General features: G+C 43.2%; 23 protein-coding genes. 21 read left to right on the forward strand and 2 right to left on the reverse strand.

The features are described 5' to 3' along the window. Window positions 1–121: 121 nt before the first annotated feature. Window positions 122–262: a hypothetical protein gene (locus Q0502_RS10585; RefSeq protein WP_298650495.1), complete on the reverse strand. Its 141-nt coding sequence runs from the start codon at window positions 260–262 to the stop codon at window positions 122–124. A gap of 66 nt (window positions 263–328) precedes the next feature. Here Q0502_RS10585 and Q0502_RS10590 point away from each other — a divergent pair, with 66 nt between their 5' ends. The 7 genes from Q0502_RS10590 (at window position 329) to Q0502_RS10620 (ending at window position 9,031) form a co-directional block, all read left to right on the forward strand. Beyond that, window positions 329–1,084: a DUF5668 domain-containing protein gene (locus tag Q0502_RS10590; protein ID WP_298650498.1), complete on the forward strand. Its 756-nt coding sequence runs from the start codon at window positions 329–331 to the stop codon at window positions 1,082–1,084. 38 nt (window positions 1,085–1,122) lie between these two features. Beyond that, complete coding sequence (locus tag Q0502_RS10595) at window positions 1,123–1,968, forward strand: LytTR family DNA-binding domain-containing protein (RefSeq protein WP_298650500.1); 846 nt, start codon at window positions 1,123–1,125, stop codon at window positions 1,966–1,968. A 104-nt stretch (window positions 1,969–2,072) separates the two neighbouring features. Continuing rightward, window positions 2,073–2,690, forward strand: coding sequence for a TetR/AcrR family transcriptional regulator (locus Q0502_RS10600; RefSeq protein WP_298650501.1), 618 nt, complete (start codon window positions 2,073–2,075; stop codon window positions 2,688–2,690). A 54-nt stretch (window positions 2,691–2,744) separates the two neighbouring features. Beyond that, on the forward strand, window positions 2,745–4,190 hold the full coding sequence (locus tag Q0502_RS10605) for a TolC family protein (RefSeq protein ID WP_298650503.1): 1,446 nt from the start codon (window positions 2,745–2,747) through the stop codon (window positions 4,188–4,190). A 155-nt stretch (window positions 4,191–4,345) separates the two neighbouring features. Then, window positions 4,346–5,368, forward strand: coding sequence for an efflux RND transporter periplasmic adaptor subunit (locus Q0502_RS10610; protein ID WP_298650506.1), 1,023 nt, complete (start codon window positions 4,346–4,348; stop codon window positions 5,366–5,368). Window positions 5,369–5,491: 123 nt separating this feature from the next. Further along, window positions 5,492–8,620 (forward strand): efflux RND transporter permease subunit, encoded by a 3,129-nt coding sequence (locus Q0502_RS10615; RefSeq protein WP_298650509.1) that lies wholly within the window; start codon window positions 5,492–5,494, stop codon window positions 8,618–8,620. Window positions 8,621–8,737: 117 nt separating this feature from the next. Further along, window positions 8,738–9,031, forward strand: a complete 294-nt coding sequence (locus tag Q0502_RS10620; RefSeq protein WP_298650513.1) for a PG0541 family transporter-associated protein — start codon at window positions 8,738–8,740, stop codon at window positions 9,029–9,031. A 140-nt stretch (window positions 9,032–9,171) separates the two neighbouring features. Here the strand turns inward: Q0502_RS10620 and Q0502_RS10625 are convergent, their stop codons facing one another. Further along, window positions 9,172–9,456, reverse strand: a complete 285-nt coding sequence (locus tag Q0502_RS10625) for a helix-turn-helix domain-containing protein (protein ID WP_298650554.1) — start codon at window positions 9,454–9,456, stop codon at window positions 9,172–9,174. 38 nt (window positions 9,457–9,494) lie between these two features. On the opposite strand from Q0502_RS10625, the gene Q0502_RS10630 reads away from it, so the two are divergent. The 14 genes from Q0502_RS10630 to Q0502_RS10695 all read left to right on the forward strand — a co-directional run. Then, a complete protein-coding gene (locus Q0502_RS10630; protein WP_298650515.1) occupies window positions 9,495–10,049 on the forward strand; it encodes an efflux RND transporter periplasmic adaptor subunit in 555 nt (184 codons plus the stop codon). 3 nt (window positions 10,050–10,052) lie between these two features. Next, the gene (locus Q0502_RS10635) at window positions 10,053–11,630 is read left to right on the forward strand and encodes a hypothetical protein (RefSeq protein WP_298650518.1); all 1,578 of its coding nucleotides are present in this window, start codon (window positions 10,053–10,055) and stop codon (window positions 11,628–11,630) included. 276 nt (window positions 11,631–11,906) lie between these two features. Then, window positions 11,907–12,347, forward strand: a complete 441-nt coding sequence (locus Q0502_RS10640) for a thioredoxin family protein (protein WP_298650521.1) — start codon at window positions 11,907–11,909, stop codon at window positions 12,345–12,347. A 69-nt stretch (window positions 12,348–12,416) separates the two neighbouring features. Beyond that, window positions 12,417–13,358 carry a UDP-3-O-acyl-N-acetylglucosamine deacetylase gene (locus tag Q0502_RS10645; protein ID WP_298650524.1) on the forward strand — a complete coding sequence of 314 codons (942 nt, stop codon included), beginning with the start codon at window positions 12,417–12,419 and terminating at the stop codon, window positions 13,356–13,358. Window positions 13,359–13,371: 13 nt separating this feature from the next. Continuing rightward, window positions 13,372–13,569 carry a hypothetical protein gene (locus tag Q0502_RS10650; protein ID WP_298650527.1) on the forward strand — a complete coding sequence of 66 codons (198 nt, stop codon included), beginning with the start codon at window positions 13,372–13,374 and terminating at the stop codon, window positions 13,567–13,569. A 71-nt stretch (window positions 13,570–13,640) separates the two neighbouring features. After that, window positions 13,641–14,111: a hypothetical protein gene (locus Q0502_RS10655; protein WP_298650529.1), complete on the forward strand. Its 471-nt coding sequence runs from the start codon at window positions 13,641–13,643 to the stop codon at window positions 14,109–14,111. Between the two features lie 246 nt (window positions 14,112–14,357). Next, the gene (locus Q0502_RS10660; protein WP_298650532.1) at window positions 14,358–14,960 is read left to right on the forward strand and encodes a porin family protein; all 603 of its coding nucleotides are present in this window, start codon (window positions 14,358–14,360) and stop codon (window positions 14,958–14,960) included. A 793-nt stretch (window positions 14,961–15,753) separates the two neighbouring features. Continuing rightward, window positions 15,754–16,446: a histidine kinase gene (locus Q0502_RS10665; RefSeq protein WP_298650536.1), complete on the forward strand. Its 693-nt coding sequence runs from the start codon at window positions 15,754–15,756 to the stop codon at window positions 16,444–16,446. 12 nt (window positions 16,447–16,458) lie between these two features. Next, window positions 16,459–17,226 (forward strand): LytTR family DNA-binding domain-containing protein, encoded by a 768-nt coding sequence (locus Q0502_RS10670; RefSeq protein ID WP_298650539.1) that lies wholly within the window; start codon window positions 16,459–16,461, stop codon window positions 17,224–17,226. Between the two features lie 47 nt (window positions 17,227–17,273). Then, a complete protein-coding gene (locus tag Q0502_RS10675) occupies window positions 17,274–17,807 on the forward strand; it encodes a DUF1697 domain-containing protein (RefSeq protein ID WP_298650542.1) in 534 nt (177 codons plus the stop codon). 259 nt (window positions 17,808–18,066) lie between these two features. Then, window positions 18,067–18,678, forward strand: coding sequence for a TetR/AcrR family transcriptional regulator (locus tag Q0502_RS10680; protein WP_298650545.1), 612 nt, complete (start codon window positions 18,067–18,069; stop codon window positions 18,676–18,678). Window positions 18,679–18,687: 9 nt separating this feature from the next. Beyond that, a complete protein-coding gene (locus Q0502_RS10685; protein ID WP_298650547.1) occupies window positions 18,688–20,145 on the forward strand; it encodes a TolC family protein in 1,458 nt (485 codons plus the stop codon). A gap of 29 nt (window positions 20,146–20,174) precedes the next feature. Then, complete coding sequence (locus Q0502_RS10690) at window positions 20,175–21,191, forward strand: efflux RND transporter periplasmic adaptor subunit (RefSeq protein WP_298650549.1); 1,017 nt, start codon at window positions 20,175–20,177, stop codon at window positions 21,189–21,191. A gap of 16 nt (window positions 21,192–21,207) precedes the next feature. After that, on the forward strand, window positions 21,208–22,157 hold a 950-nt coding region (locus tag Q0502_RS10695), incomplete at its 3' end, for an efflux RND transporter permease subunit (protein ID WP_298650551.1).

A 22,157-nucleotide genomic window follows, 5' to 3' on the forward strand; every position in this document is an offset into this window, starting at 1 on the left:
CCTGCGAATGATAGGCAAGTGCGTCGTCGCGTAGTTTATTATTTGCCATTTTGATTGTTATTGTGCAGTAAAAATATAAATTCGCACAAATTTATAAAATAATCATGACAGATTATAATTTTTATTGTGCCTCCTTCATACGGCTTACCGTTCTTTTCATACATTTATACCCCAAAGATAAATATTTTGCAGGATGGAGAAAAATAAGGTATCGTTTAAAGGAAAAAATAGTCCATTCGTCGGGTGAATCGAATGTGTTCATCGATTTTCGGTTGTTTCCACCTCTTTTAAAGCGTAAATTTGTGCAAATTATAAATGGTATTTATTTATGAAAACAAATTCATGTTCTACATTTCATCATTCGCCAAAATCGAAAGGAATTATTTTCGGTCTGCTATTGATTATCGCCGGCTTGTTGTTCCTGTCATTTAATTTCGGATGGATCGATGCTGCCCTCAGACCTATCCTGTTTTCATGGCCAATGATTTTTATTGTACTTTCCATCATCAGCTTTTCCAAAAGAGATTATTCTTTCGGGGTGATTTGGTTGATCGCGGGCCTCTTCTTCCTGCTTCCCCGTATAGCGGAAGCTTATCCGGGATCTATCAGCGGCGTGGATACGGATTTTGCCCGTATCTATTGGCCGGTATTGCTCATCCTCCTGGGACTTGTGCTTGTTTTCAGGATAGGTTCCGGCAGGGGTGGGAGGCGGCACGGATACAAACAGATAGGAGCCGATTCTACAGAAAACGTAAACGGCAGAATAGACAAAAACGTACTGTTCGGCGGTTCGGAAAGCATTTTCTTAGATCCTGTTTTCAACGGCGGCAGCATAAACGCCACGTTTGGCGGTGTGGTGCTCGACCTGAGAAGAACCACGCTCCCGGAAGGGGAGACCTATCTCGATATTGACGCTACTTTTGGGGGAATAGAACTCTATATTCCCGGTGATTGGTGGATCGAGACACGGTTTCAGACTGTTCTGGGAGGTGTGGAAGATAGCCGGATCGTTTCCCAGCCCGATTATACCCGAAAGCTGATCCTGCAAGGCAATCTCACCTTCGGAGGATGCGAAATACGGTAGACAAACAGAAAAACGGTAACCCAATTTAGAAGCAAAGAATGAAGTTCTCATTGACGTACATACCCTTACGGCTGTTCCCGGTGATAGTCCTGTGCGTAATGTATGCGCTGTTGCAAACGGCGGCATTTCGTCCGATTGTCTCCTTTCCCTTCGGTTTGCTTTTACTCAAGAGTTGTATCGATGCGATCATCTTGTTAGGGATGGGGATACTGCTGGCAGTCATCATTCCCTCTTCCAACTATGTGAGATTAGATGTTTTTCAGCGTTTTATCAATTATTTCGCATTGGGGTTCCTCTATGTATCCATCTGGGCGCTCTTTGGTTATCTCTCTTCCATCCTTCTGTTGAGTAATGAAAACAGGGATGAGATTCGTTCACTCATTCCGTTATCCGCTTTTATCGGCCTGTTTATGTATGTGATACATGTACAGATGATCCATTTCAGAATGGTACAGAAGGAAGCTGAAAAGGAGAGACAGAAAGAAGAGGAGCAGGAAACAGACTCCGCGGAACCGCACCCCGACAAGGAAAAAGAGAACAACAAAGAGGGCGAAATACTGGAACGGGTAGCGGTAAAGATCGGGCAGAAGATACATGTGATCCTTGTGCCTGATATTGTTTACATCCGGTCCGACGGCGACTATGTGCAGATAGTGACCGCTCAGAACAGGTTTCTCAAAGAGGAGACCATGAAGTATTTCGAAGTCGGCCTGCCCTCGTCGCAGTTCGTAAGAGTACACCGCTCCTACATTGTAAATGTGGAAAAGATCCTTCGTATCGAGACATACGAAAAACAGAGCCAGATGCTCACCCTGAAGAACGGTGACAAGATCAGGGCCAGCGTTGCGGGCTACAAAGCGTTGCGGACCGTGCTGAACCTCTGATCGTAACAGAATCTTAATTGTAAAGTATGTTAAAACCCGGAAAACCGGTTTGTGTTTTCGAGTTTTCTATTTTACCTTTGCACCGCTTTTTTTGACAGACAAAAATGGAATTAAAGGAACGAATTATTGAAAAAGCGGGCGATCTGTTCCAACAATACGGTATAAAAAATGTATCGATGGATGAGATAGCTTCTTCGCTGGGTATCTCGAAAAGAACCATCTATGAGAACTTCAAAGACAAGGAAGATATCTTGTTGTCGGCGCTTCTTCGGTTCAGTCAGAGGAGAGAGAAGGTTTTTACTTCTCTTTTCCAACAGTGCAACAATGTGGTGGAGGTTTTCATCAGGATTATCGAAGAGCATCAGCATATGCCTATCTGTAATGTGAAGTTCTTCGAGGATATCCAGAAATATTATCCCCGCGCTGCCAACCTGATCAGGAAGCAGATCGAAACCAACAATATCTATCTGCGGGATTTTCTGCGACAGGGGATCGAGGAGGGATATATCCGGGAAGACCTGAATGTGAATGTGGCCGCCTTTCTGGTAGAAGAGACCACCTACACCTATATCCGCGCCTCCTATCTCGAAAAGCCCCCCTTCTCGTTTCAAGACCTCTTTTACACAATGATGATCAACTTTGTGCGGGGTATATTGACCGGGAAAGGCATCAGGATCATAGACGCGTACCTGGAACAACAAAGAAAAAGAACAGGTAACTGACTATTTCGTCTGAAAGAAATAATCTAAATTGAACTATTAATTGAAGTGATTACAATGAATCTACGAAGTATAATACTATTATTACTGCTGCTGGGTCTTACCGGCCTTTCTACGGTAACAGCGCAGCAAACCGACAGTTTGCGGATCGATTTGAACCGGGCATTGGAGATTGCCTTGAGTGAGAATCCCACGGTGAAGGTCGCCGATATGGAGATCACCAAAAAGCAGTATGCGAAGAAATCGGCTTATGGAGCCCTTATGCCGCAGATGGACCTGATCGGCCAATACCAACGTGCTATCAAAAGGCAGACGGTTTATTTTGATGAGGGTTTCAGTATGTTCGGTGGAGATGTGGATCCTTCGGATTACACTGAAGAAGAACGGGAGATCCTGCAGGTATTGCAAAAGGTGATGGCGCCCGATCCCGAGAGTTCCGGGGAAGGTATCCAGATGGGCCGTTTCAATTCCTGGTCGGCAGGATTGAATGTAAGCCTGCCGCTGGTGGTACCCTCGCTCTGGAAAAATATCCAGATGAGCGAGGTGGATATCCAACTCTCCATCGAACAGGCGCGTGCATCGCGCATCAATCTGGTGAACCAGGTGAAGAAATCATTCTTCAGCCTGCTGCTGGCGCAGGACAGCCATGACGTTTTCAGGAAAACCTATGAGACCGACTCCATCAACCTCGAGGATATCCGCAACCGGTACAATCAGGGAATAGTAGCTGAATATGATGTGATTACTGCCGATGTGCGGTTGAAAAGTCTTATACCCAGTATCCTTCAGTCGGAGAACATGATGAGGATTGCTGAACTGCAACTGAAGATGCTGATGGGGATCGACAGCGACCTGCCGCTGAAAGTAGTGGGTTCGCTGGACGATTATGAGAAGAGCATGTTCGATGCTATCATCCCGGCGGATACTTCGCTTATAAACAACAGTGATATAAAGCAATTCGACCTGCAGGCCGAACAGGCGAAAAATGCCTATGAGTTACAGAAACTGCAGTATGCTCCTTCGCTGGTGACCTCATTCAACTGGACTTACACAAGCCAGAATAACGATTTTAAGTTCAACACTTACCGCTGGGATCCCTATTCCATGCTGGGCTTCACGCTTCAGATACCTCTCTTCAGCGGCGGACAACGCTACCATAATGTAAAACAAGCGCAGATACAGCTATGGCAGCTCGACGAACAGCGTAAGGATGTGGAGAGGGGACTTAAACTGTCGATCAGAAACAACTACGACCTCATCCACAAAAATATCGAACAGGTGGTGGCTACACAGTCTTCTGTAGAGCAGGCGCGCAAAGGGCATGAGATCACCCTGAAGCGATATGAGACGGGAATGGGTACTATCGTGGATGTCAACGCGGCGGCATTGGCCGTACTTAACGCCGAACTACAATATAGGAACGCCATCTACGACTATCTGGCGGCGAAAGCCGATCTGGAAAAAGTGCTGGGGTATGATATCTCACCGGTAAGTGTAGAGTAAAGAATAAAGAACAAGGAATAAAGATTTAGAATTCAACATTCAATATTTAAGATCTTGAACCTGAGTTGCAGAACAGCATAGCTAAATTTTGAATTTTGAATATGGAATCTGAAATTCAGGAACCCAAATTAAAAACAAAATATACAAATAGTTATATGAGACGATACAGCTTATTGAAAGTTACTCCTTTACTGGCAGTTGCATTGCTTGCTTCCTGCGGAGGAGCGGATCGTACCGGGAGCGCTGAAAGTGAAGCTTCGCAGAAAACAAAGGTACGTGTAGAAGAAGTGCAGTTAGTACCGGTGGATCAGATCTCCACCTTTACCGCTACGGTAGAGGCCGATCAGGTAAACAATATCGCTCCCGCTATGGGAGGACGGATCCGTGAGATCAGGGTGGATGTAGGTTCGCAAGTACGTCGCGGACAGGCACTGGTAACCATGGACAAGGCAAACCTTTCACAGCAGCAGACACAGGTTGCCACGCTGAAGCGGGACTACGAACGGTATGAAGAGCTGTATGAAGTGGGTGGTATTTCCAAACAGCAGCTCGATCAGGCGAAGACACAATTGGATGTGGCGGAGTATGCCCTGAATAATCTGGATGAGAATACTACGTTGACCAGTCCTGTAAACGGAGTAGTGACAGCCCGTAATTACGATCCGGGTGATGTGGCCGGACAGCTGCCTATCCTCACCATCGAGAATATCAATCCCGTAAAGGTGAAGGTCAATGTCTCAGAGTCTTATTATAGCCAGGTAGTGAAGGGAATGCCCGTGGAAGTGCTGGTAGATGCTTTGGGAGGGGAAACATTCCAGGGAAGTGTCTCTTTGATCCATCCCACGCTCGACCCGGTTTCACACACCTTTACTGTTGAAGTATCAGTGCCTAACAGTGATCAGAAGCTGCGTCCCGGAATGTTCGCCCGGGTGAAGATGAATTTCGGTACCAATGAGCGCCCCTTGCTCTCAGACAAGGCCGTCCTGAAGCAGGTAGGTTCCAATGATCGCTATGTATTCGTGGAAAAAGACGGGAAAGCTGTCTATACTTTAGTACAACTAGGAATCCGGATCAGTGATAAATATGAGATCGTCTCAGGGCTGAACGACGGTGACAAGGTAATCGTAGAGGGTAATACAGGCCTGATTGACGGTACTGAAGTGGAAGTTATTGATTAAAATTCAAGATTTAAAATTCAAGATTTAAGATTTGAATTCACAATCGACGTAGTCAAAATCAGCGTAATTAAATCTTGAATCTGAAATATTGAATCTTGAATCTGAAATAAAAAATAAATTAGTATGAAGATATATGAAACCGCGGTGAAAAATCCCGTGGGAACATCATTGATATTTATCGGTATTGTGCTGATAGGGTTCATGTTCTACCGGCAATTGCCTATAGACCTCTATCCCAATATCGACCTGAATATTGTTTCGGTCATGACCTCCTATGCGGGAGCGGGTGCCGAAGACGTTGAGACCAATGTAACCCGTCCCCTTGAAGATGTGTTGAACTCCACAGAGAAGCTGAAAGAGATCACATCACAGTCGAGGGACGGTATGTCGATGATCATGCTGGAGTTCGAATTCGGCACCGATATGGACGCCGTGATGAACGATGTCCGAGACAAGGTGGGGACGGTGGCGGGTTTTCTGCCGGACGGTACGGAAGATCCTATGATCCTGAAATTCAGCTCTGATATGATCCCGGTAGTGGTGCTTTCTGCCACCGCCGAAGAGAGCTCGGGAGCACTGTATAAGATACTCGATGAACAGGTGGCCAACCCGCTCAACCGTATTTCGGGAGTGGGTACTGTTTCTGTCAGTGGCGCTCCTGAGAGGGAGATACAGGTGAATGTGATGCCCGAAAAACTGGAGGCATACAACCTCTCTCTGGAACAAATTGCACAGGTAATTGCGACTGAAAACGTGAATGTCCCTGCCGGTAATTTCGATATCGGTACACAAACCTATATGCTGCGTCTGGAGGGAGAGTTCGAGAACAGCAAGGACCTGAACAGTATCATTGTAGGGAACAATCAGGGACGCGCCATCTATCTGCGGGATGTGGCTTCGGTGAGTGATACACTGGAGTCGCGGGTACAGGAGAATTATACCAACGGACAACGGAGTGCCTCCATCGTGGTACAGAAACAGTCGGGTGCTAATACGGCAGCCATTGCTGACGCTGTGAAGGCGCAACTACCTGTACTGGAAAAGAGTCTCCCGCCAGATATCAAGCTTGTCACAGTGATGGACACTTCCGATTATATCAAAGTATCCATCAACAGTTTGCTGGAGACGATCCTGCTGGCGCTTATCATCGTCGGTATTATCGTGCTTTTCTTTCTGGGGCGGTGGCGTGCCACTATTATTATCATGGTGACCATACCCATCTCGCTGATCGGGTCGTTTATCTATCTCTACCTCACCGGGAACAGTATCAATATCATTTCGCTCTCGGCGCTCTCCATCACCATAGGGATGGTGGTGGACGATGCCATCGTGGTGTTGGAGAACATCACCACCCATATTGAACGGGGAAGCCGTGTCAAACAGGCGGCCGTATACGGTACGGAAGAGGTATCTCTCTCCGTAATTGCCTCCACACTGACGATTATCGCGGTGTTCCTACCGATGACTATGGTCGGTGGCTTTGCCGGTGTGATGTTCAGACAACTGGGATGGATGGTAACTATCATTATCTCTCTGTCGTTGATCATAGCCCTTACCCTTACCCCGATGATGAGTGCGAAGATGATGCGCTCGACCAAGGATGCTAAGGTGTCCGGATTCGACAAATGGTATAGCAAAAGAGTCCTTCCGTTGCTCAACCGGATTGATCATGCTTACGCAAGATTGGTGAATTGGGTGGCTCGCAGGAGACGTCTCACATTGTTGGGTGTGCTGGTTGTTTTTATCATAAGTGTGGTTATCAGTGCCATTACGCTGAAGACGGAATTTATGCCGGCATCGGATAACAACGAAATTGCCATTACCGTGGAGATGCCTACCGGAACCCGTATGGAAATCGCCCGGGAAACAGGGCACAGGATAGCACAGGAAATGCAGGAGAAATATCCCGAGATTGAGATCATCTCTTTCAGTGTGGGGGCGGCTTCGGAAGACAACACCTGGGCGGCCATGCAGGAAAACGCTTCCAATATCATGACTTATACGATGCGTCTGACGGAGGCCAAGAACAGGAAAAAGACGATCTACGATATATCGGACGAGATACGCCAGGACCTTGGCAATATGCCGGAACTGCACCGTTTCCGCGTAATGCCGGGTGGAGGCGATATGGGAATGACCGGTGGAAGTAATGTCGCTCTGGATATCTACGGGTATGATCTGGCTGCGACCGACCAACTCGCTGCCCAGATGAGAACCAAACTGGAAGGAGTGAAAGGATTGCGCGACATCACGGTATCGAGAAAAGATTACCGTATGGAGTACCAGATACAGTTCGACCGTGAGAAATTGGCATTGAATGGCCTGAATATGAGCACGGCAGCCAATGCTATCAGGAACAGGATCAACGGTCTTGTTATGTCACGTTTCCGCGAAGAGGGGGAAGAGTATGATATCCGTGTAAGATATGAAGAGCAATATCGTCAGTCCATTGAAGATATTGAAAATATATTGATATACAATACGATGGGAGCCGGTGTGCGGGTGCGTGATCTGGGGACAGTAATAGAAACTTCTACACTGCCGCAGATCGACCGTCAGGACCGCCAGCGTATTGTAACGGTGACAGGTACCATTTACGGACGTGCCCTGAGTGAGGTGGTGACCGATGTAAATACCATTATGGCCGAAGCAGATCTGCCCGCAGGAGTGCAGGTGGAGATAGGTGGATCTCTGGAAGATCAGCAGGAATCATTTTCACAGTTGGGACTTCTTCTTATGATCGTTTCTCTGCTGGTATATATTGTATTGGCATCGCAGTTCGAATCGCTGACCTATCCGTTTATGATCATCCTGACCGTGCCGTTTGCCTTTACCGGTTCCATCCTCTTCCTTGCCCTTACGGGTGAACCGCTCGGTATTATGGGATTTGTCGGGTTGATCATGCTTGTAGGAATGGTGGTGAAGAACGCCATTGTGCTGATCGACTACATCAACCTGAACCGCGAGAGAGGCATGTCGATTATCACAGCGGTGGTACACGGCGGCCGTTCGAGGCTTCGTCCCGTATTGATGACTACCCTTACCACTATTCTGGGGATGGTTCCCCTGGCAATTGGTACAGGGCAGGGATCGGAAATGTGGAAATCACTGGGTATTTCCATTATCGGTGGGATGACCTTCTCCACTGTCATCACCCTTATACTGATCCCGGCACTCTACTCCATGATGGCGGGTTATGGTGTGCGCAGAAGACGTAAGAAACACCGTTATGAATTGACAATTGACAGTTGACAATTGATAATGTGCCAATGTGAATAATGAGATTAATTAAAGAAAAAGTCAAAAATTGAAAAGTGAAGAAGTTGAGAAGTCTTTATTCTTTGTTCTTTACTCTTTATTCTAAAAAATATGAAAGCAGTAATGATAACGTTAGACCAGGCACACTACGATGAGATCGTGGGCAACCTGAGTTCACTCAATATACGTGGATTCACTTCATGGAAAGAGGTTCACGGACGCGGAAGTAAGAATGGGGAACCGCATTACGGTTCCCACGCATGGCCCTCGGTGAACAAGGCTATCCTCACCATCGTGGAAGATGACAGGGTGAAGCTGTTGCTTGATTACCTGAGGACGCTCGATGAAGAGTCGCCCAACCTGGGCCTCCGTGCCTTTGTATGGAATATTGAAGATATGATATGAGTCGATTTTGATCATCGATCCCGGGAGGGCGTTGCTGAAAAGTGACGCCCTTTCTTTGTGATAGCAATGATTATACGCTTGGAGGCGTAAGTGTAATATGGAGACAGGTGAAATTCAATTAATAGGTAAAGGGATTACTGCTATTGTGATTTTCGATATTCTTTAGGAGAAACACCTGTAAGCCGTTTGAAATATTTGCCAAAGAAAGATTGTGACGGAAAATTCAATTCATCACTTATTTGTTGTATTGTCATATTGGTAGATTTCAAGAGTGCTTTTGCTTCCAATAATATATAGTCATCTATCCAATCTCCAGCTGTTTTTCCACTTGTTTGCTTAATGATTGTAGACATATATTTAGGTGTCAGACATAATTTACTGGCGTAAAAATCCAATCCTCTATGCTGTTTAAAATGAGCCCGCACCAATTTTACAAAACGATCAGGTGAAGACTGAATACGATATGGCAAAGTCGTCTTATGAAGCGCTTATTAACCAAAAACAGACGGCTCATCTCTCTACTCAAGAAGTAAAGAGCCGATTAGCTTTAAATGATGCAGAGATTAAACGTACAGAGGCAGCCCTGGAAATGGCCAGACTGAACCTTTCGTACAGCGTTATTACCGCTCCTTATGATGGGACTATGGGACGCAGGCTGATACAGCAGGGACAACTTCTTCAACAACCGGGAATGCAGGTGGCGACTATTGTTTCCGGCGAGGATAAATGGGTAACTGCCAATTTTCTTGAGAGCCAGATGCCTAATGTTACGATAGGGAAAAAAGTAACGATGAAAGCGGATGCACTGAACGGACAGGAGTTCGAGGGTGTAGTTACAGCCATAGCTGCAGCCACGGGTTCCCGTTATTCAAGTATTCCTGTCGATAACAGCACGGGTAACTTTGTAAAAGTGCAACAGCGTATCCCTGTACGAATAGAGTTTATCGGTAATAACGATCCGGAAGGCTTGAAGCGGTTAAGAACCGGAATGAATATGGATATTTTCATTAAGAGATAAAAGATGAGCGAAGAATATAACAGGGGTTTATTCCATAAATGGGTTCCCGGACTCGGACAATTGGGCCTTATCATGCTTTTTGAAGCTATTATGCTGTTGATTAACCCGATCAATCCCGGTAATATAGGACAAATGTCCGGCAGTACAGGTATACTTACAGAGTATTATATGTGGGGGAATTTTGCGACGATCATCGGACTGTCTCTGGTTCTTCCGTTCGTATTGCGCGTAAAAATGCGGTTCCGTTCCAAAGAATTATTGGTTATGGCGTTAGTCGTTATGGCTGTGTTGAATGTGATCGTGGCAACGACGACTATAGGAGAGATAGTAGTGGTGGCCTGTCTGTTTTTTGGAATGGCTAAAATGGTGGGAATGGTGGAGATGCTTCTTCCTATTCAGGGAATACTTAGTCCCGACGGTAACAGAAACAGGTTTTACGCGATCTTTTATCCCATATCTTTAAGTGCATCGCAAGTAGGGACGTTCTTTACTTCAAAATTCGCTCTTGATATAGGTTGGCAGGCAGTGAATTATTACGGTTCAGCAACGTTACTTTTAGCGGCACTAATTGCCATAATATTTGTTCACAACCAACGCTTTGGAAGGAAAATACCGTTTTACCGGATAGATTGGCCTGGTTTGCTTTGTTTCGGCACGGCATTAATGAGTATGGCTTATATATGTGCCTTCGGAAAGCAACAGGATTGGTTCAACTCCCCGCACGTAATACGGGCTTGCATAATTATAATAGTGTCTGTATTCGCATTGATCATGAGACAACTGAATACCAGGCACCCCTTTCTTGCTTTTAAATTGTACAGGATAAGGGAAGTTCGTGTAGGAGTACTTTTATTGGTAGGGCAAGGTATGTTTATGGGGGTAAGTTCAATCATGTCGATATATACTACTGCTATCCTGGGTTATAACTGGATGACCAATGCGGAGATCAATCTTATGACTCTGCCTGGTATCATTTCGGCAGGTTTCGTTGCATACTACTGGACAAAGCATGGTTTACATTTGAAAATGTATATTTTTTCCGGTTTTGCGGCTTATTTTCTCTACACGGTGATGCTTTATTTTATGATGGTTCCGGAACTTAATATATCCCAGTTATACCTACCCCAGGTGTTAAACGGTTACGGAATGTCCACCCTTTTTATATCAGTATGGATATATACTTTTTATAAAGTTCCCCAGAATACAATGCTGCCGTCAGTTGCACCTATAATGATTTTCAGGAGTTTTGTCATGTTGGGGTTTTTTACCGCGTTGTTCGGATGGTTACAATATAAGTTCCAATGGCAAAGTATCGGTGATCTGGCGGTTCATTTCGATCTCTTGGTCATGAATCAGAATTCAGGCATTGGTTCTTTGAGAGATACCCAGATGAGTGCAATACTGGCATCTAATAAAACTTTACTCGGCTATATAATAATTGCAGGACTTGGTATTCTCTCGATGATATTCTTTTATCAATTCGGACAGGAAAAATACAGGCTTGTCAGATTTAATAGTCGTCGATCAGAAAAACAAAATGAATTGTCCGGACAAATCAAAGATATAGCAGGATCGGTTTGATCTCTTCCACATATCATAGTAGACATCTTTTTGGTATCGATTTTGTACAGTTGAGCACCCAAAACATTCATTTCGGTAAGTTCATAAAACCGGGCGTTATACTGCACCGTAACTTTGTATCATAATAGTAACCAATCGAATTGTATCTGGCAATGAAACGAGGATTAAAAATAGCCACTCTATCTGCCGTCTCTGTAATGGTGTTCTCAGTAATGAGTCTTACAGGAATAATATTATTGAGAAGGCGGATCTTAAGTATATCCTAAATAAGGAAATATGAGCAATAAACATTTTTTTTATTTCAGACCCCGGCACTTTGTACTGGCAATCGCGATATTCTGCGTGCTGACTATAATTATAGCCGGAAAAAAAGTGAACAATATTCCCTTAGCGGAAAAGGGAAATTACATTCTCACGGAAGTGAATGAGATTAACCTGGATAAAGAGGGGATAACCTTTCTGTTTTTCTATCGGAAAGATTCTGAATTGTGTCAAAAGATGCGATACAATATAGAACAATTGGATGCTGAAAATCTTCATGGTATTCATTTCTATGCTATGGACATCGAAGAGAATACCGAATATTATTACAAATACAATATATCCGGAATTCCCAATTTGTTAATATTCAATGGAGAGGTTGAAAAAAAGCGGGTTATGGGTATTGTGTCCACCAATAATTTAGAAAAAATAGTGAATAGGGTAAAAGCTTATTGATCCAAATAAATTTACTCTGCTCTCGCTTGACAAAAAAGTTCCTTACACCATAAAGAAAAAAATAATCATATGAAACAAAGAACCATAAAGGAATCCTTTTCTATCAAAGGAAAGGGGTTACACACAGGATTAAAAACTACTATTACTTTTCGTCCCGCACCTGTTGACTTCGGGTACAGGATAAAACGGCTCGATCTGGAAGGAAGTCCGGTAATAATGGCTTCTGCGGAAAATGTCATGAATACGCAGAGATGTACTGTCTTATCTGTGGATGGAGTGCAGGTTGCCACGATAGAACATGCGTTAGCTGCACTCTACGGATGTGAGATTGACAATTGTCTGATTGAAATTGATTCACCTGAATTCTCGATACTTGATGGAAGTTCCGTTGAATATATAAATAATATTCGCAGGGTAGGTCTCGAAAAGCAATCCAAAGAGAGGATCTATTATGAGGTGGATCGCAATATTGAGTATTTCGATGCTGAAACGGGTTCATATCTGATATTAATGCCTTCCGACAGGTTTAGCGTTCATGTGCAGATAGCATTCGACTCGGAGGTTTTGACAGTACAAAACGCTTTTCTGGAAAATTTATCCGATTTTGAGGATGAAGTCTCAATGTGTAGGACATTTGTTTTTATAAAAGAGATCGAGAGTCTCCTAAAAACAGGATTAATAAAGGGAGGCGATTTAAATAACGCGATTGTCATATATGATCAACTCATTCAACAGCAGGAACTTGACCGATTGGCTGATATCATGGGTGTGGAGAGGAGAAAGATCGATAAAACAGGATATATAGTAAATAAACCGCTTCTATTCCCTAATGAACCCGCAAGGCATAAATTACTGGATGTTATCGGGGATATAGCCCTTGTCGGTAAATTTATCAAGGGAAAGATCATCGCAAACCGTCCCGGGCACCGGATCAACAACCTGTTCGCAAGAAATATAGCTGAACAGATCAAAACAGAACCAGTCTTTGAAATACATGAAAGCTTTTCATAAAAACACCGTCGTTATGAAAACCTTATTTTTATTTTTAAGGAGGAACATGATCCCTTTGCTGGGGATGATCTTAGGAGCGATAGCCGGATATTTTTACTGGCAAAATTATGGGATCTATGACGGTACATTCGGCTTCTCTTCGGAATGGTGGGCTAATTGTATATATGGCTTATTGTTGGGAGGATTGATAGGTAGCCTGATTAGAAAATAAGCCTTCATAATACTGCTCATTCATAATTTTTAGAACATCAATTGAATATGGATATATAACATGATTTACTTATGAAACATACTAAATTATTTATCACCGTCTTTTCTATTACGCTACTTACAACGACTCTCAATGCACAAAATTATAATACAGCTCTGGGGGTAAGGTTAGGGTATGACAGCGGTTTAACGCTGAAACATTTCTTCGCTCCCGAGAATGCTGCCGAATTTATACTATCTATTTCCCCCCGCTATTTTCAACTTACGGGAATGTATGAATATCAACAGCCTGTTCCTGGATCATTCGATTTATCCTGGGTTGTAGGAATTGGCGGCCACTTGGGAGGTATACACCATGACAAAGATAAATACAAAAGTAATTTGTTGCTCGGAGTGGATTTGATGGCGGGCCTGGAATACAGTATCGCCCGCACGCCTTATGCTGTTGCGCTGGACTGGAAACCATCTTTTAATTTTACCAATAGTTATAACGATTATTGGCTTAACGGATTTGCACTTAGTGTGCGATATACACTCTATTAGCTTAACGAGTTGTCTTGCCTTGTTTTGTAGATAACTAAACATTATGATTACGTTGTTTTTGTAATTTTTTCGTAAAGCCAAATCCTTTATCGTGCCTTAAGTATGGATATATTTTAGTTCGGTAACCAAAAACAGCGTTTGGGTCAATTTGGGGGACAGACTGCGTTTCAGGGCTATATCTTTGCAATATCAAACAAGAGAAAAGAAAACAATTTTATTAATTAATTATTCAGAAAAATGAAAAAGATGGTTTTAGTGTGTTTGTCAGTATTGATGACAACAGGATTGGTGACAGTGAATGCCCAGACTCCTATATCTTATGGCGTGAAAGCAGAAGCAAATATGTCGAATTTTTTACTTACCGATTTAGATAATCAGTCAAGTACAATGAAACTGGGCCCTACACTGGGCGGTTTTATGAACATTGGTTTGCATCGGAATTTCTCCCTCCAGCCCGAAGTGATGTTCTTCTACCGCCAATCCAAGATGGAAACCGGAGCTGCTGAAGATGATTTTAGACAATGGGGAATGCAGATCCCGGTTTACTTTCTGGGACAAACCTATACCCATAGCGGTAAGTTTTATGCCGGTGTAGGGCCCTATCTTGGGCTTGGTTTTGATGCGCGCTACAAGGATGCCGATCAGGACCTGTACAAAAAGGTGAATGACGAGGCTGCAATGAACCGGTGGGATTTTGGATTGGGTGCGCTGGTCGGTTACGAATTCACCAACGGTATCCAGATTAATGCAGGATACCAACTCGGACTGGTGGATCAGTTAGACGCCCTTAAAGACGACGCCACCATGCGCACACAGACCGTGAGCCTTGGAATCGGCTATCGCTTCTAAAGAGAAGCTGAAGGAAAAGAGATTGCCTCGATACCAGACATTTATTCCAACCATACAGATGTGCCGGCATTAAGTTTGCATCGCACGCCTGATGGGATAAAAGTGAAGTCTGACAGGGGTAATCTCCTCAAATAGGGTGAAGTGAAATAGTTTCTTCTTCTTCAAAACTCAACGGGCTCCGGATATTACTTCCTGCTGCTCGTTGAGTTTATTTCAATTACATTCGTTTCTTTTTTGTAACTGAGCGACTTTGATTATATTTGAATAATATAGGATGCGCCTCGGAAAAGCTTAAACAAGCTTGGCTCTTCTCTTGGCTTTCACTATATTTGCACTATTCTGATTTATAAACAACCAATATATTCTTATGCTCCAAATGGTTCGAAAAACAGAACTTCCTATCATTAAATTAAATAACAAGACGGCATTTTTATCAGCGCTGTCCTTAAACTTGTTTTTTGGCTTTGTACAGATTATCATCTTAATTTACAGTTTATACATGGGAGAAAATGTAGGTGAAATATTCGCCGAAAGATTATCTGAATCAACATTTTATATAGGACAGGCAATCTCACTTGTTATAAATGTGTTTTTACTCTATCTTTTTTTTCGAATTGAATTTTGGATACTTAAATATTTTTCTAATAGCAGAAGAAGGGCATGGTTATCGTTCTTCGCTTTGCTTCTCTTCGTGTGTATCTTGAGCACCATTATATCGCAACTGTTAGGAATTTGGTTCAAGGGTGAATTAACAGCGTATCGTTATTCTATTGTTCACTTTATCAAAGATTTGATGCTTTTTATTAGTTCCGTTTTTGTTACCTATCTGATCTATCTGATCATTAAAAACCAGAAGAGGATGGAAGAAAACAAGAACCTTACCATCGAGAATTTCAGGAATCGGTATAATGCGTTAAAAAATCAAACCGACCCCCATTTCCTGTTCAACTCACTCAACTCGCTCAACGGACTGATCGGTTACGACGATGAACGTGCACATGAGTATGTGATGCAGCTATCGTCAGTATTTCGATATACTATACAGGAACGTTCGGTGGTGACGCTTTCCGATGAACTGGAATTTGCAGAATCCTATATCTATCTGATGAAGATCCGGTACGAGGATGCCCTCTCCGTCAATATCCAGATACCGGATGGCCATCCGGAGTTCTATATCCTGCCTTTCGCCATACAGACATTGGTGGAAAATGCAGTGAAACATAACATAGTCAGCCGGCAGAAGCCGCTGGATCTGGTCATCAGGATGACGGCTGAGGAGACGATTATTGTCGAGAATAACCTTCAGCCAAGACAGGATGTGAGATCCGGAAACGGTTTGGGATTATCCAATCTGAACGAGCGTTATTGGTTGATGTTCAGGAAGAATATCAATATACAAGCTGACGACTCTGTTTTCAGGGTCGAGATCCCATTGATAAAAACCCTGGATAAGTATAGCGATAAACTTATCGATTATAACTCATAATTCATAATTATTATGACTGCTGTAATTGTAGAAGACGAAGTTGCCGCCGCACAGAATCTTGAAAGACTTTTAAAGTCGATAGACGAAAATATAGATATTATTGCCGTATTGCAGAATGTGGACGAGAGTATAGAGTGGTTTTCAACCAACACGCTGCCCGATGTAGTCTTTATGGATATTCATCTTGCCGATGGGGACTCCTTTTCTATTTTCAAAAATATAGAGATCCGTTGCCCGATTATTTTTACAACGGCTTACGACCAATATGCATTGAAAGCGTTTGAAGTGAACAGTATCGACTATTTACTCAAACCGATCAGTAAAAAAAGTCTGGAGAAATCATTGACCAAACTGAAAAATTTCCCACCCAATAACCATAATTCCGATATGATTGCACAGATAATGAAAAGTATCAATCAGGTCAATAAAATCCATAAAAAAAGTTTTCTCATCCCGTTCAAGGATAAACTGATACCCGTTTCATCCGATGATATTGCCTATGTTTATTCACAGAATAAAAAGGCAGTCATCACCTGCTTCAATAAGCGTGATTATACAATGGATACATCGCTCGATGATTTTTTGAAACAACTCGATCCTGATCTGTTCTTCAGGGCAAACAGGCAATTCATTATTTCACATCAGGCGGTAACCGATCTGTCGATGTGGTTCGACGGAAAATTGGCAGTGAATCTTTCCGTTGCCACGCCCGAAAGGATTATTGTAAGCCGCGCTCGTGTTGCCGATTTTAAGAAGTGGTACATGAGAACGGATGAGTGAGGGTGAGTCGCTTTATTTTAATTATATCGCATTTAAAGGACAGAAAAATGAAAAACAATAGTTATTGTGCTTTTCTACGTGGTGTAAACGTAAAAGGAACGAATATGAAAATGGCAGAAGTTTGTTCTGTATATGAAACAGCGGGAATGGAAAATGTATCATCGGTGCTGGCATCGGGAAATATTTTGTTTTCTTCTGCTAAAAATAAGAATGAGTTAAAAACGCTGTTGGAAAAAGCGCTGTCGGCACATTTCAGTTACGATGCTTTCCTTTTCGTAAAAGATAAAATGGAGATTGAAAGCCTTGTCAATAAAAATCCTTTTGAAACCAGTCCCGATTTTCACATTTATGGTTTTGTGGGCATTGACGGAATTGAAAAAACGTTACTCGAAGAATTTGAAAAAGCCGGGAAAATGGAAGGAGAGAAGGCTCAAATAACAGAAAATAATTTCTATTGGAAAGTGCCTAAAGGAAATACGCTCGAATCTGAATTTGGGAAAATATTAGGACGAAAAAATCTGAAAGCTGCTTTCACTTCACGCAATCTGAATACGTTTGAAAAGGTTTTAAAAAAGATGTAAAAATATACATCCCGCATATTTCGCCAATAACCGTAGATAAAAGAACTTAAACCTGTAAAAACAGCTCAATATTCATCAAAATTGAGCTGTTTTTAATTAATAAATGAGCTATAACCACCCATAGCTACAACCGGTGGAGGCTCGGTATCAATTTTTTATATTTCAGCCCTTAAAATAGCCGTTTGGGAATTGCACTCTCTACAACCAGCACAGTTGTAGTATTACTTTGCATTGTCAAAAACGTAAATATGGGTGTATAATGTTAAAAGAAAGAATACTTCAACAAGCTACGGATCTTTTCAGCCTGCATGGTATTAAAAATGTATCAATGGACGATTTGGCATCGTCTTTGGGTATTTCTAAACGGACTATCTACAAAAATTTTAAGAATAAAGAAGACATTTTGAAGAATTGTATCCTTGTCTCCTGGGAAAATAGGGGTCAGAGGATTACGGAAATCATGCGCCAATCGGAGAATGTGATTGATGGATGTTTACAAATAATCGACGATTATAAATGCACCCGGTTGCCGATAGCTATATTCTGGGAGGATATTTACAAATATTATCCGGAAATTTATCGATGCATTTTGGAGGATGCGGAGAAAAGTAATATCTATTTGAAACGACTACTGAAAGAAGGAATAAAAGACAATTACTTCCGTGAAAACCTACATGTTGACGAAACTTTCTTTATGTTGGATATGAGTACTTGCATAATAATCAGCAATATTTATTCAGTGAGGATTTCTTTCCCCCGCACAAATTTAATTTTCAATATAATGGTTAATATGCTTCGTGGAATTTCTACCGATAGGGGCATTGAAATCATAGATAAGTATATTGATAATTTATCCCATTCAAATAATTAATAATAATTTATGAGAGTTACAAAAATTGGTATCGTCCTAATGGCGATTTGTGGATTGTTCAGGTTATCCGTTGCAAACGCGCAAGAAATCGATTCCGACGTATTGCGCTTGGATTTGGAAACGGCGGTTCAAATTGCTTTGAGTGAAAATCCCCTGGTGAAAGTCGCCGATATGGAGATTGAGAAAAAGGTTTATGCTAGAAAGAGCGCTTATGGCGCCCTGTTACCCCAAATTGATCTTATCGGACAGTATCAGCGCACTTTAAAACGCCAGACGATGTATCTGGATACGGATATGGGTGGTCTTTTTGGCGGCGGCTCCATAGATCCCTCGCAATTCACGCCTGAGGAATTGGAGATCGTGGAGGTTTTCGGCAAAATAATGGCACCCAGTTCCGACGCTGATGCCAACGAAGGCATTCAGTTCGGCCGGAAAAACATGTGGACGGGAACGGTTAACGTTAGTTTACCACTGGTCGTTCCCTCATTATGGAAAAACATCCAGATGAGTAAGGTCGACCTGGAGATGGCCGTGGAACAGTCGCGTTCGTCGAAGATCGATCTGACACATCAGGTAAAAAAGGCCTTTTACAGTATACTGTTGGCTAAAGACAGCTATGAGCTTTTCAGGGAAACATACGCCACTGACTCTTTGAATTTGGTGAATATAAAAAATAAGTTTGAGCAGGGTATTGTTGCAGAATATGATGTCATTACAGCCGATGTCCGTCTCAAAAGCATTATACCCAATATCCTGCAGTCGGAAAGCATGTTGAAAATCGCAGAACTACAATTGAAAATGCTGATGGGTATCGATGCCGAAATACCTGTAGAGATTATGGGTTCACTTTCTGATTATGAAAAATGGATGTTTGAAGCCATTGTTCCCTCCGACAATAACCTGTCGGGGAATAGTGACCTGAGACAATTCGACCTGCAGGCCATACAGGCGAAAAACGCAGTTGAGATTCAAAAACTTGAACGTTTACCTACGCTTACCTCTACCTTCAACTATTCCTATATAAGTCAAAATAACGATTTCAAGTTCAACACCTACCGTTGGGATCCTTATTCAGTGGTAGGTGTGACGCTTGCCATCCCTATCTTTAGCGGAGGACAACGGTATCACAACATCAAACAGTCCGAAATTCAATTATACCAACTGCAAGAACAGCGCAAGAATCTGAAACGCAGCTTACAATTATCCGTAAGAAATAGTGCAGAACTTATCAGTAAAAGCATAGAACAGGTGGTGGCCGCCGAATCGTCTGTACAACAGGCAAAGAAAGGTTATGAGATTACGCATAAAAGGTATGAAACAGGAGCGGGAACTATCGTGGACCTGAATGCGGCAGCACTCGCGGTGACCAATGCCGAGCTGCAATACCGAAACGCGATCTACGACTATCTGGCATCCAAAGCCGATTTGGAAAAAACACTCGGCTACGATATTAATACAATAAATTGAAACAAATCAATAAATACAACAAAGTAAGTATGAAACGGAATATTATTCTAAAATTTATGCCGCTGGCTGCCCTTCTGACGCTCTCTTCATGCGGCGGATCCGGTAAGAGTGAACAACAAACAGAGAACACTAAAAGAAATGTTATGGTGGAGGAAGTCACGTTGGTACCCGTAAACCAATTATCTTCCTTCACAGCCACAGTTGAGGCAAAAACTGTAAACAACATCACTCCCGCGACGGGCGGACGTATAAGGGCCATTCATGTGGATGTCGGTAGCCGTGTGGCCAAAGGACAGACTCTGGTAACAATGGATGCGGCCAATTATTCACAACAAGAGACACAACTGGCGACTCTGCGTCGCGATTATGAGAGATACAGTGAATTGTATAAAGTGGGAGGTGTTTCCAGACAACAACTGGATCAGATGAAAACACAACTTGATGTCGCCCAGACGGCACTCAATACTATCGGGGAAAATACCGGCCTGATAAGCCCCATAAGCGGGATCGTGACCGCCCGTAACTTTGATCCGGGTGATGTGGCCGCAGGGATGCCGATATTGACGATCGAAAATATCAATCCGGTCAAGATAGTCATCAATGTATCGGAGTCTTATTATAGCAAAGTTTCTTTGGGGATGCCTGCTACAATAGTAGTAGATGCATTGGAGGGTGAAACTTTCGAAGGAAAAGTGTCCCTGATCCATCCCACGCTAAACCCTGTTTCCCGTACCTTTCCTGTAGAGATTGAAGTGAACAATAACGACCAGCGCCTTCGTCCGGGAATGTTCTCACGCGTGACACTAAATTTCGGTACCCATGAGCGTCCGCTTGTTACTGATCTGGCTGTCTTGAAACAAACCGGATCCAACGACCGGTATGTTTTTCTGGAAAAGGATGGAAAGGCCGTCTATACGAAAGTAGAACTGGGAACCCGGATTGGAGATAAATATGAGATAGTATCGGGGTTACATGTCGGTGACCGTGTGATCGTCCAGGGAAATACCGGATTGATTGAAGGTGCCGAAATTCAAGTGACACAATAAGAAACAGAATAATCGTATGAAGATATATGAAACCGCGGTCAAGAATCCTGTTGGGACTTCGCTGATCTTTATTGGAATTGTGCTTATCGGGATCATGTTTTACCGGCAGCTTCCGGTTGACCTGTTGCCCGAAATGGATGTGAACATGGTATCGGTGATGACCGCTTATCCCGGTGCAGGTGCGGAAGACGTGGAGACAAATGTCACCCGTCCTTTGGAAGATGTGCTGAACTCTACGGAGAACATCAAAGAGATTACCTCCACTTCAAAGGACAATATATCGGTGATCATGCTCGAGTTCAATTGGGGATCGGATATGATCAATATTATGAACGACGTCCGGGATAAGATAGAGTTGATATCCAGCTCCCTTCCCGACGGAGCCAGTGACCCTATGCTGTTAAAATTCAGCACCGATATGATACCGGTGATCGTGCTCTCCGCGACGGCAAACGAGAGCGCGAACGCGTTATATAAGATTTTGGATGATCAGATTGCCACCCCCCTTAACAGGGTTCCGGGCGTAGGTACTGTTTCCGTCTCCGGTGCGCCGCAGCGTGAAGTGCAGGTGAACGTGTTCCCCGAAAAACTGGAGGCATACAATATTCCACTTGAGCAAATCGCCCAGAAAATTGCTGCGGAAAATGTGAACGTTCCTGCCGGAAACCTCAACGTGGGATCGCAAACCTACATGTTGCGTCTTCAAGGCGAGATATCCGAGAGTAGGGAATTAAACGACATCGTGATCGGCACCAGCCAGGGACAATCTGTTTATCTGAAAGATGTGGCCGTAGTAAGCGATACCGTTCAGTCAGATGTAATGGAGAGTTATACCAACGGGCAACGCAGCGCCTCCATCATGATCCAGAAACAGACAGGAGCCAATACGGTCGCTATCGCGAACGCGGTGAGAGAATTACTTCCCGGACTTCAGAAGAATCTTCCTCCCGATATTCAACTGGTAAC

The organism is uncultured Proteiniphilum sp. (assembly GCF_937873925.1).
GTDB lineage: Bacteria > Bacteroidota > Bacteroidia > Bacteroidales > Dysgonomonadaceae > Proteiniphilum.

Coding starts and splice junctions, on each gene's coding strand:
- Q0502_RS10585 (WP_298650495.1), bottom strand. CDS start 262: ATGAACACATTCGATTCACCCGACGAATGGACTATTTTTTCCTTTAAA.
- Q0502_RS10590 (WP_298650498.1), top strand. CDS start 329: ATGAAAACAAATTCATGTTCTACATTTCATCATTCGCCAAAATCGAAA.
- Q0502_RS10595 (WP_298650500.1), top strand. CDS start 1,123: ATGAAGTTCTCATTGACGTACATACCCTTACGGCTGTTCCCGGTGATA.
- Q0502_RS10600 (WP_298650501.1), top strand. CDS start 2,073: ATGGAATTAAAGGAACGAATTATTGAAAAAGCGGGCGATCTGTTCCAA.
- Q0502_RS10605 (WP_298650503.1), top strand. CDS start 2,745: ATGAATCTACGAAGTATAATACTATTATTACTGCTGCTGGGTCTTACC.
- Q0502_RS10610 (WP_298650506.1), top strand. CDS start 4,346: ATGAGACGATACAGCTTATTGAAAGTTACTCCTTTACTGGCAGTTGCA.
- Q0502_RS10615 (WP_298650509.1), top strand. CDS start 5,492: ATGAAGATATATGAAACCGCGGTGAAAAATCCCGTGGGAACATCATTG.
- Q0502_RS10620 (WP_298650513.1), top strand. CDS start 8,738: ATGAAAGCAGTAATGATAACGTTAGACCAGGCACACTACGATGAGATC.
- Q0502_RS10630 (WP_298650515.1), top strand. CDS start 9,495: ATGGCAAAGTCGTCTTATGAAGCGCTTATTAACCAAAAACAGACGGCT.
- Q0502_RS10635 (WP_298650518.1), top strand. CDS start 10,053: ATGAGCGAAGAATATAACAGGGGTTTATTCCATAAATGGGTTCCCGGA.
- Q0502_RS10640 (WP_298650521.1), top strand. CDS start 11,907: ATGAGCAATAAACATTTTTTTTATTTCAGACCCCGGCACTTTGTACTG.
- Q0502_RS10645 (WP_298650524.1), top strand. CDS start 12,417: ATGAAACAAAGAACCATAAAGGAATCCTTTTCTATCAAAGGAAAGGGG.
- Q0502_RS10650 (WP_298650527.1), top strand. CDS start 13,372: ATGAAAACCTTATTTTTATTTTTAAGGAGGAACATGATCCCTTTGCTG.
- Q0502_RS10655 (WP_298650529.1), top strand. CDS start 13,641: ATGAAACATACTAAATTATTTATCACCGTCTTTTCTATTACGCTACTT.
- Q0502_RS10660 (WP_298650532.1), top strand. CDS start 14,358: ATGGTTTTAGTGTGTTTGTCAGTATTGATGACAACAGGATTGGTGACA.
- Q0502_RS10665 (WP_298650536.1), top strand. CDS start 15,754: ATGCTTTTTATTAGTTCCGTTTTTGTTACCTATCTGATCTATCTGATC.
- Q0502_RS10670 (WP_298650539.1), top strand. CDS start 16,459: ATGACTGCTGTAATTGTAGAAGACGAAGTTGCCGCCGCACAGAATCTT.
- Q0502_RS10675 (WP_298650542.1), top strand. CDS start 17,274: ATGAAAAACAATAGTTATTGTGCTTTTCTACGTGGTGTAAACGTAAAA.
- Q0502_RS10680 (WP_298650545.1), top strand. CDS start 18,067: ATGTTAAAAGAAAGAATACTTCAACAAGCTACGGATCTTTTCAGCCTG.
- Q0502_RS10685 (WP_298650547.1), top strand. CDS start 18,688: ATGAGAGTTACAAAAATTGGTATCGTCCTAATGGCGATTTGTGGATTG.
- Q0502_RS10690 (WP_298650549.1), top strand. CDS start 20,175: ATGAAACGGAATATTATTCTAAAATTTATGCCGCTGGCTGCCCTTCTG.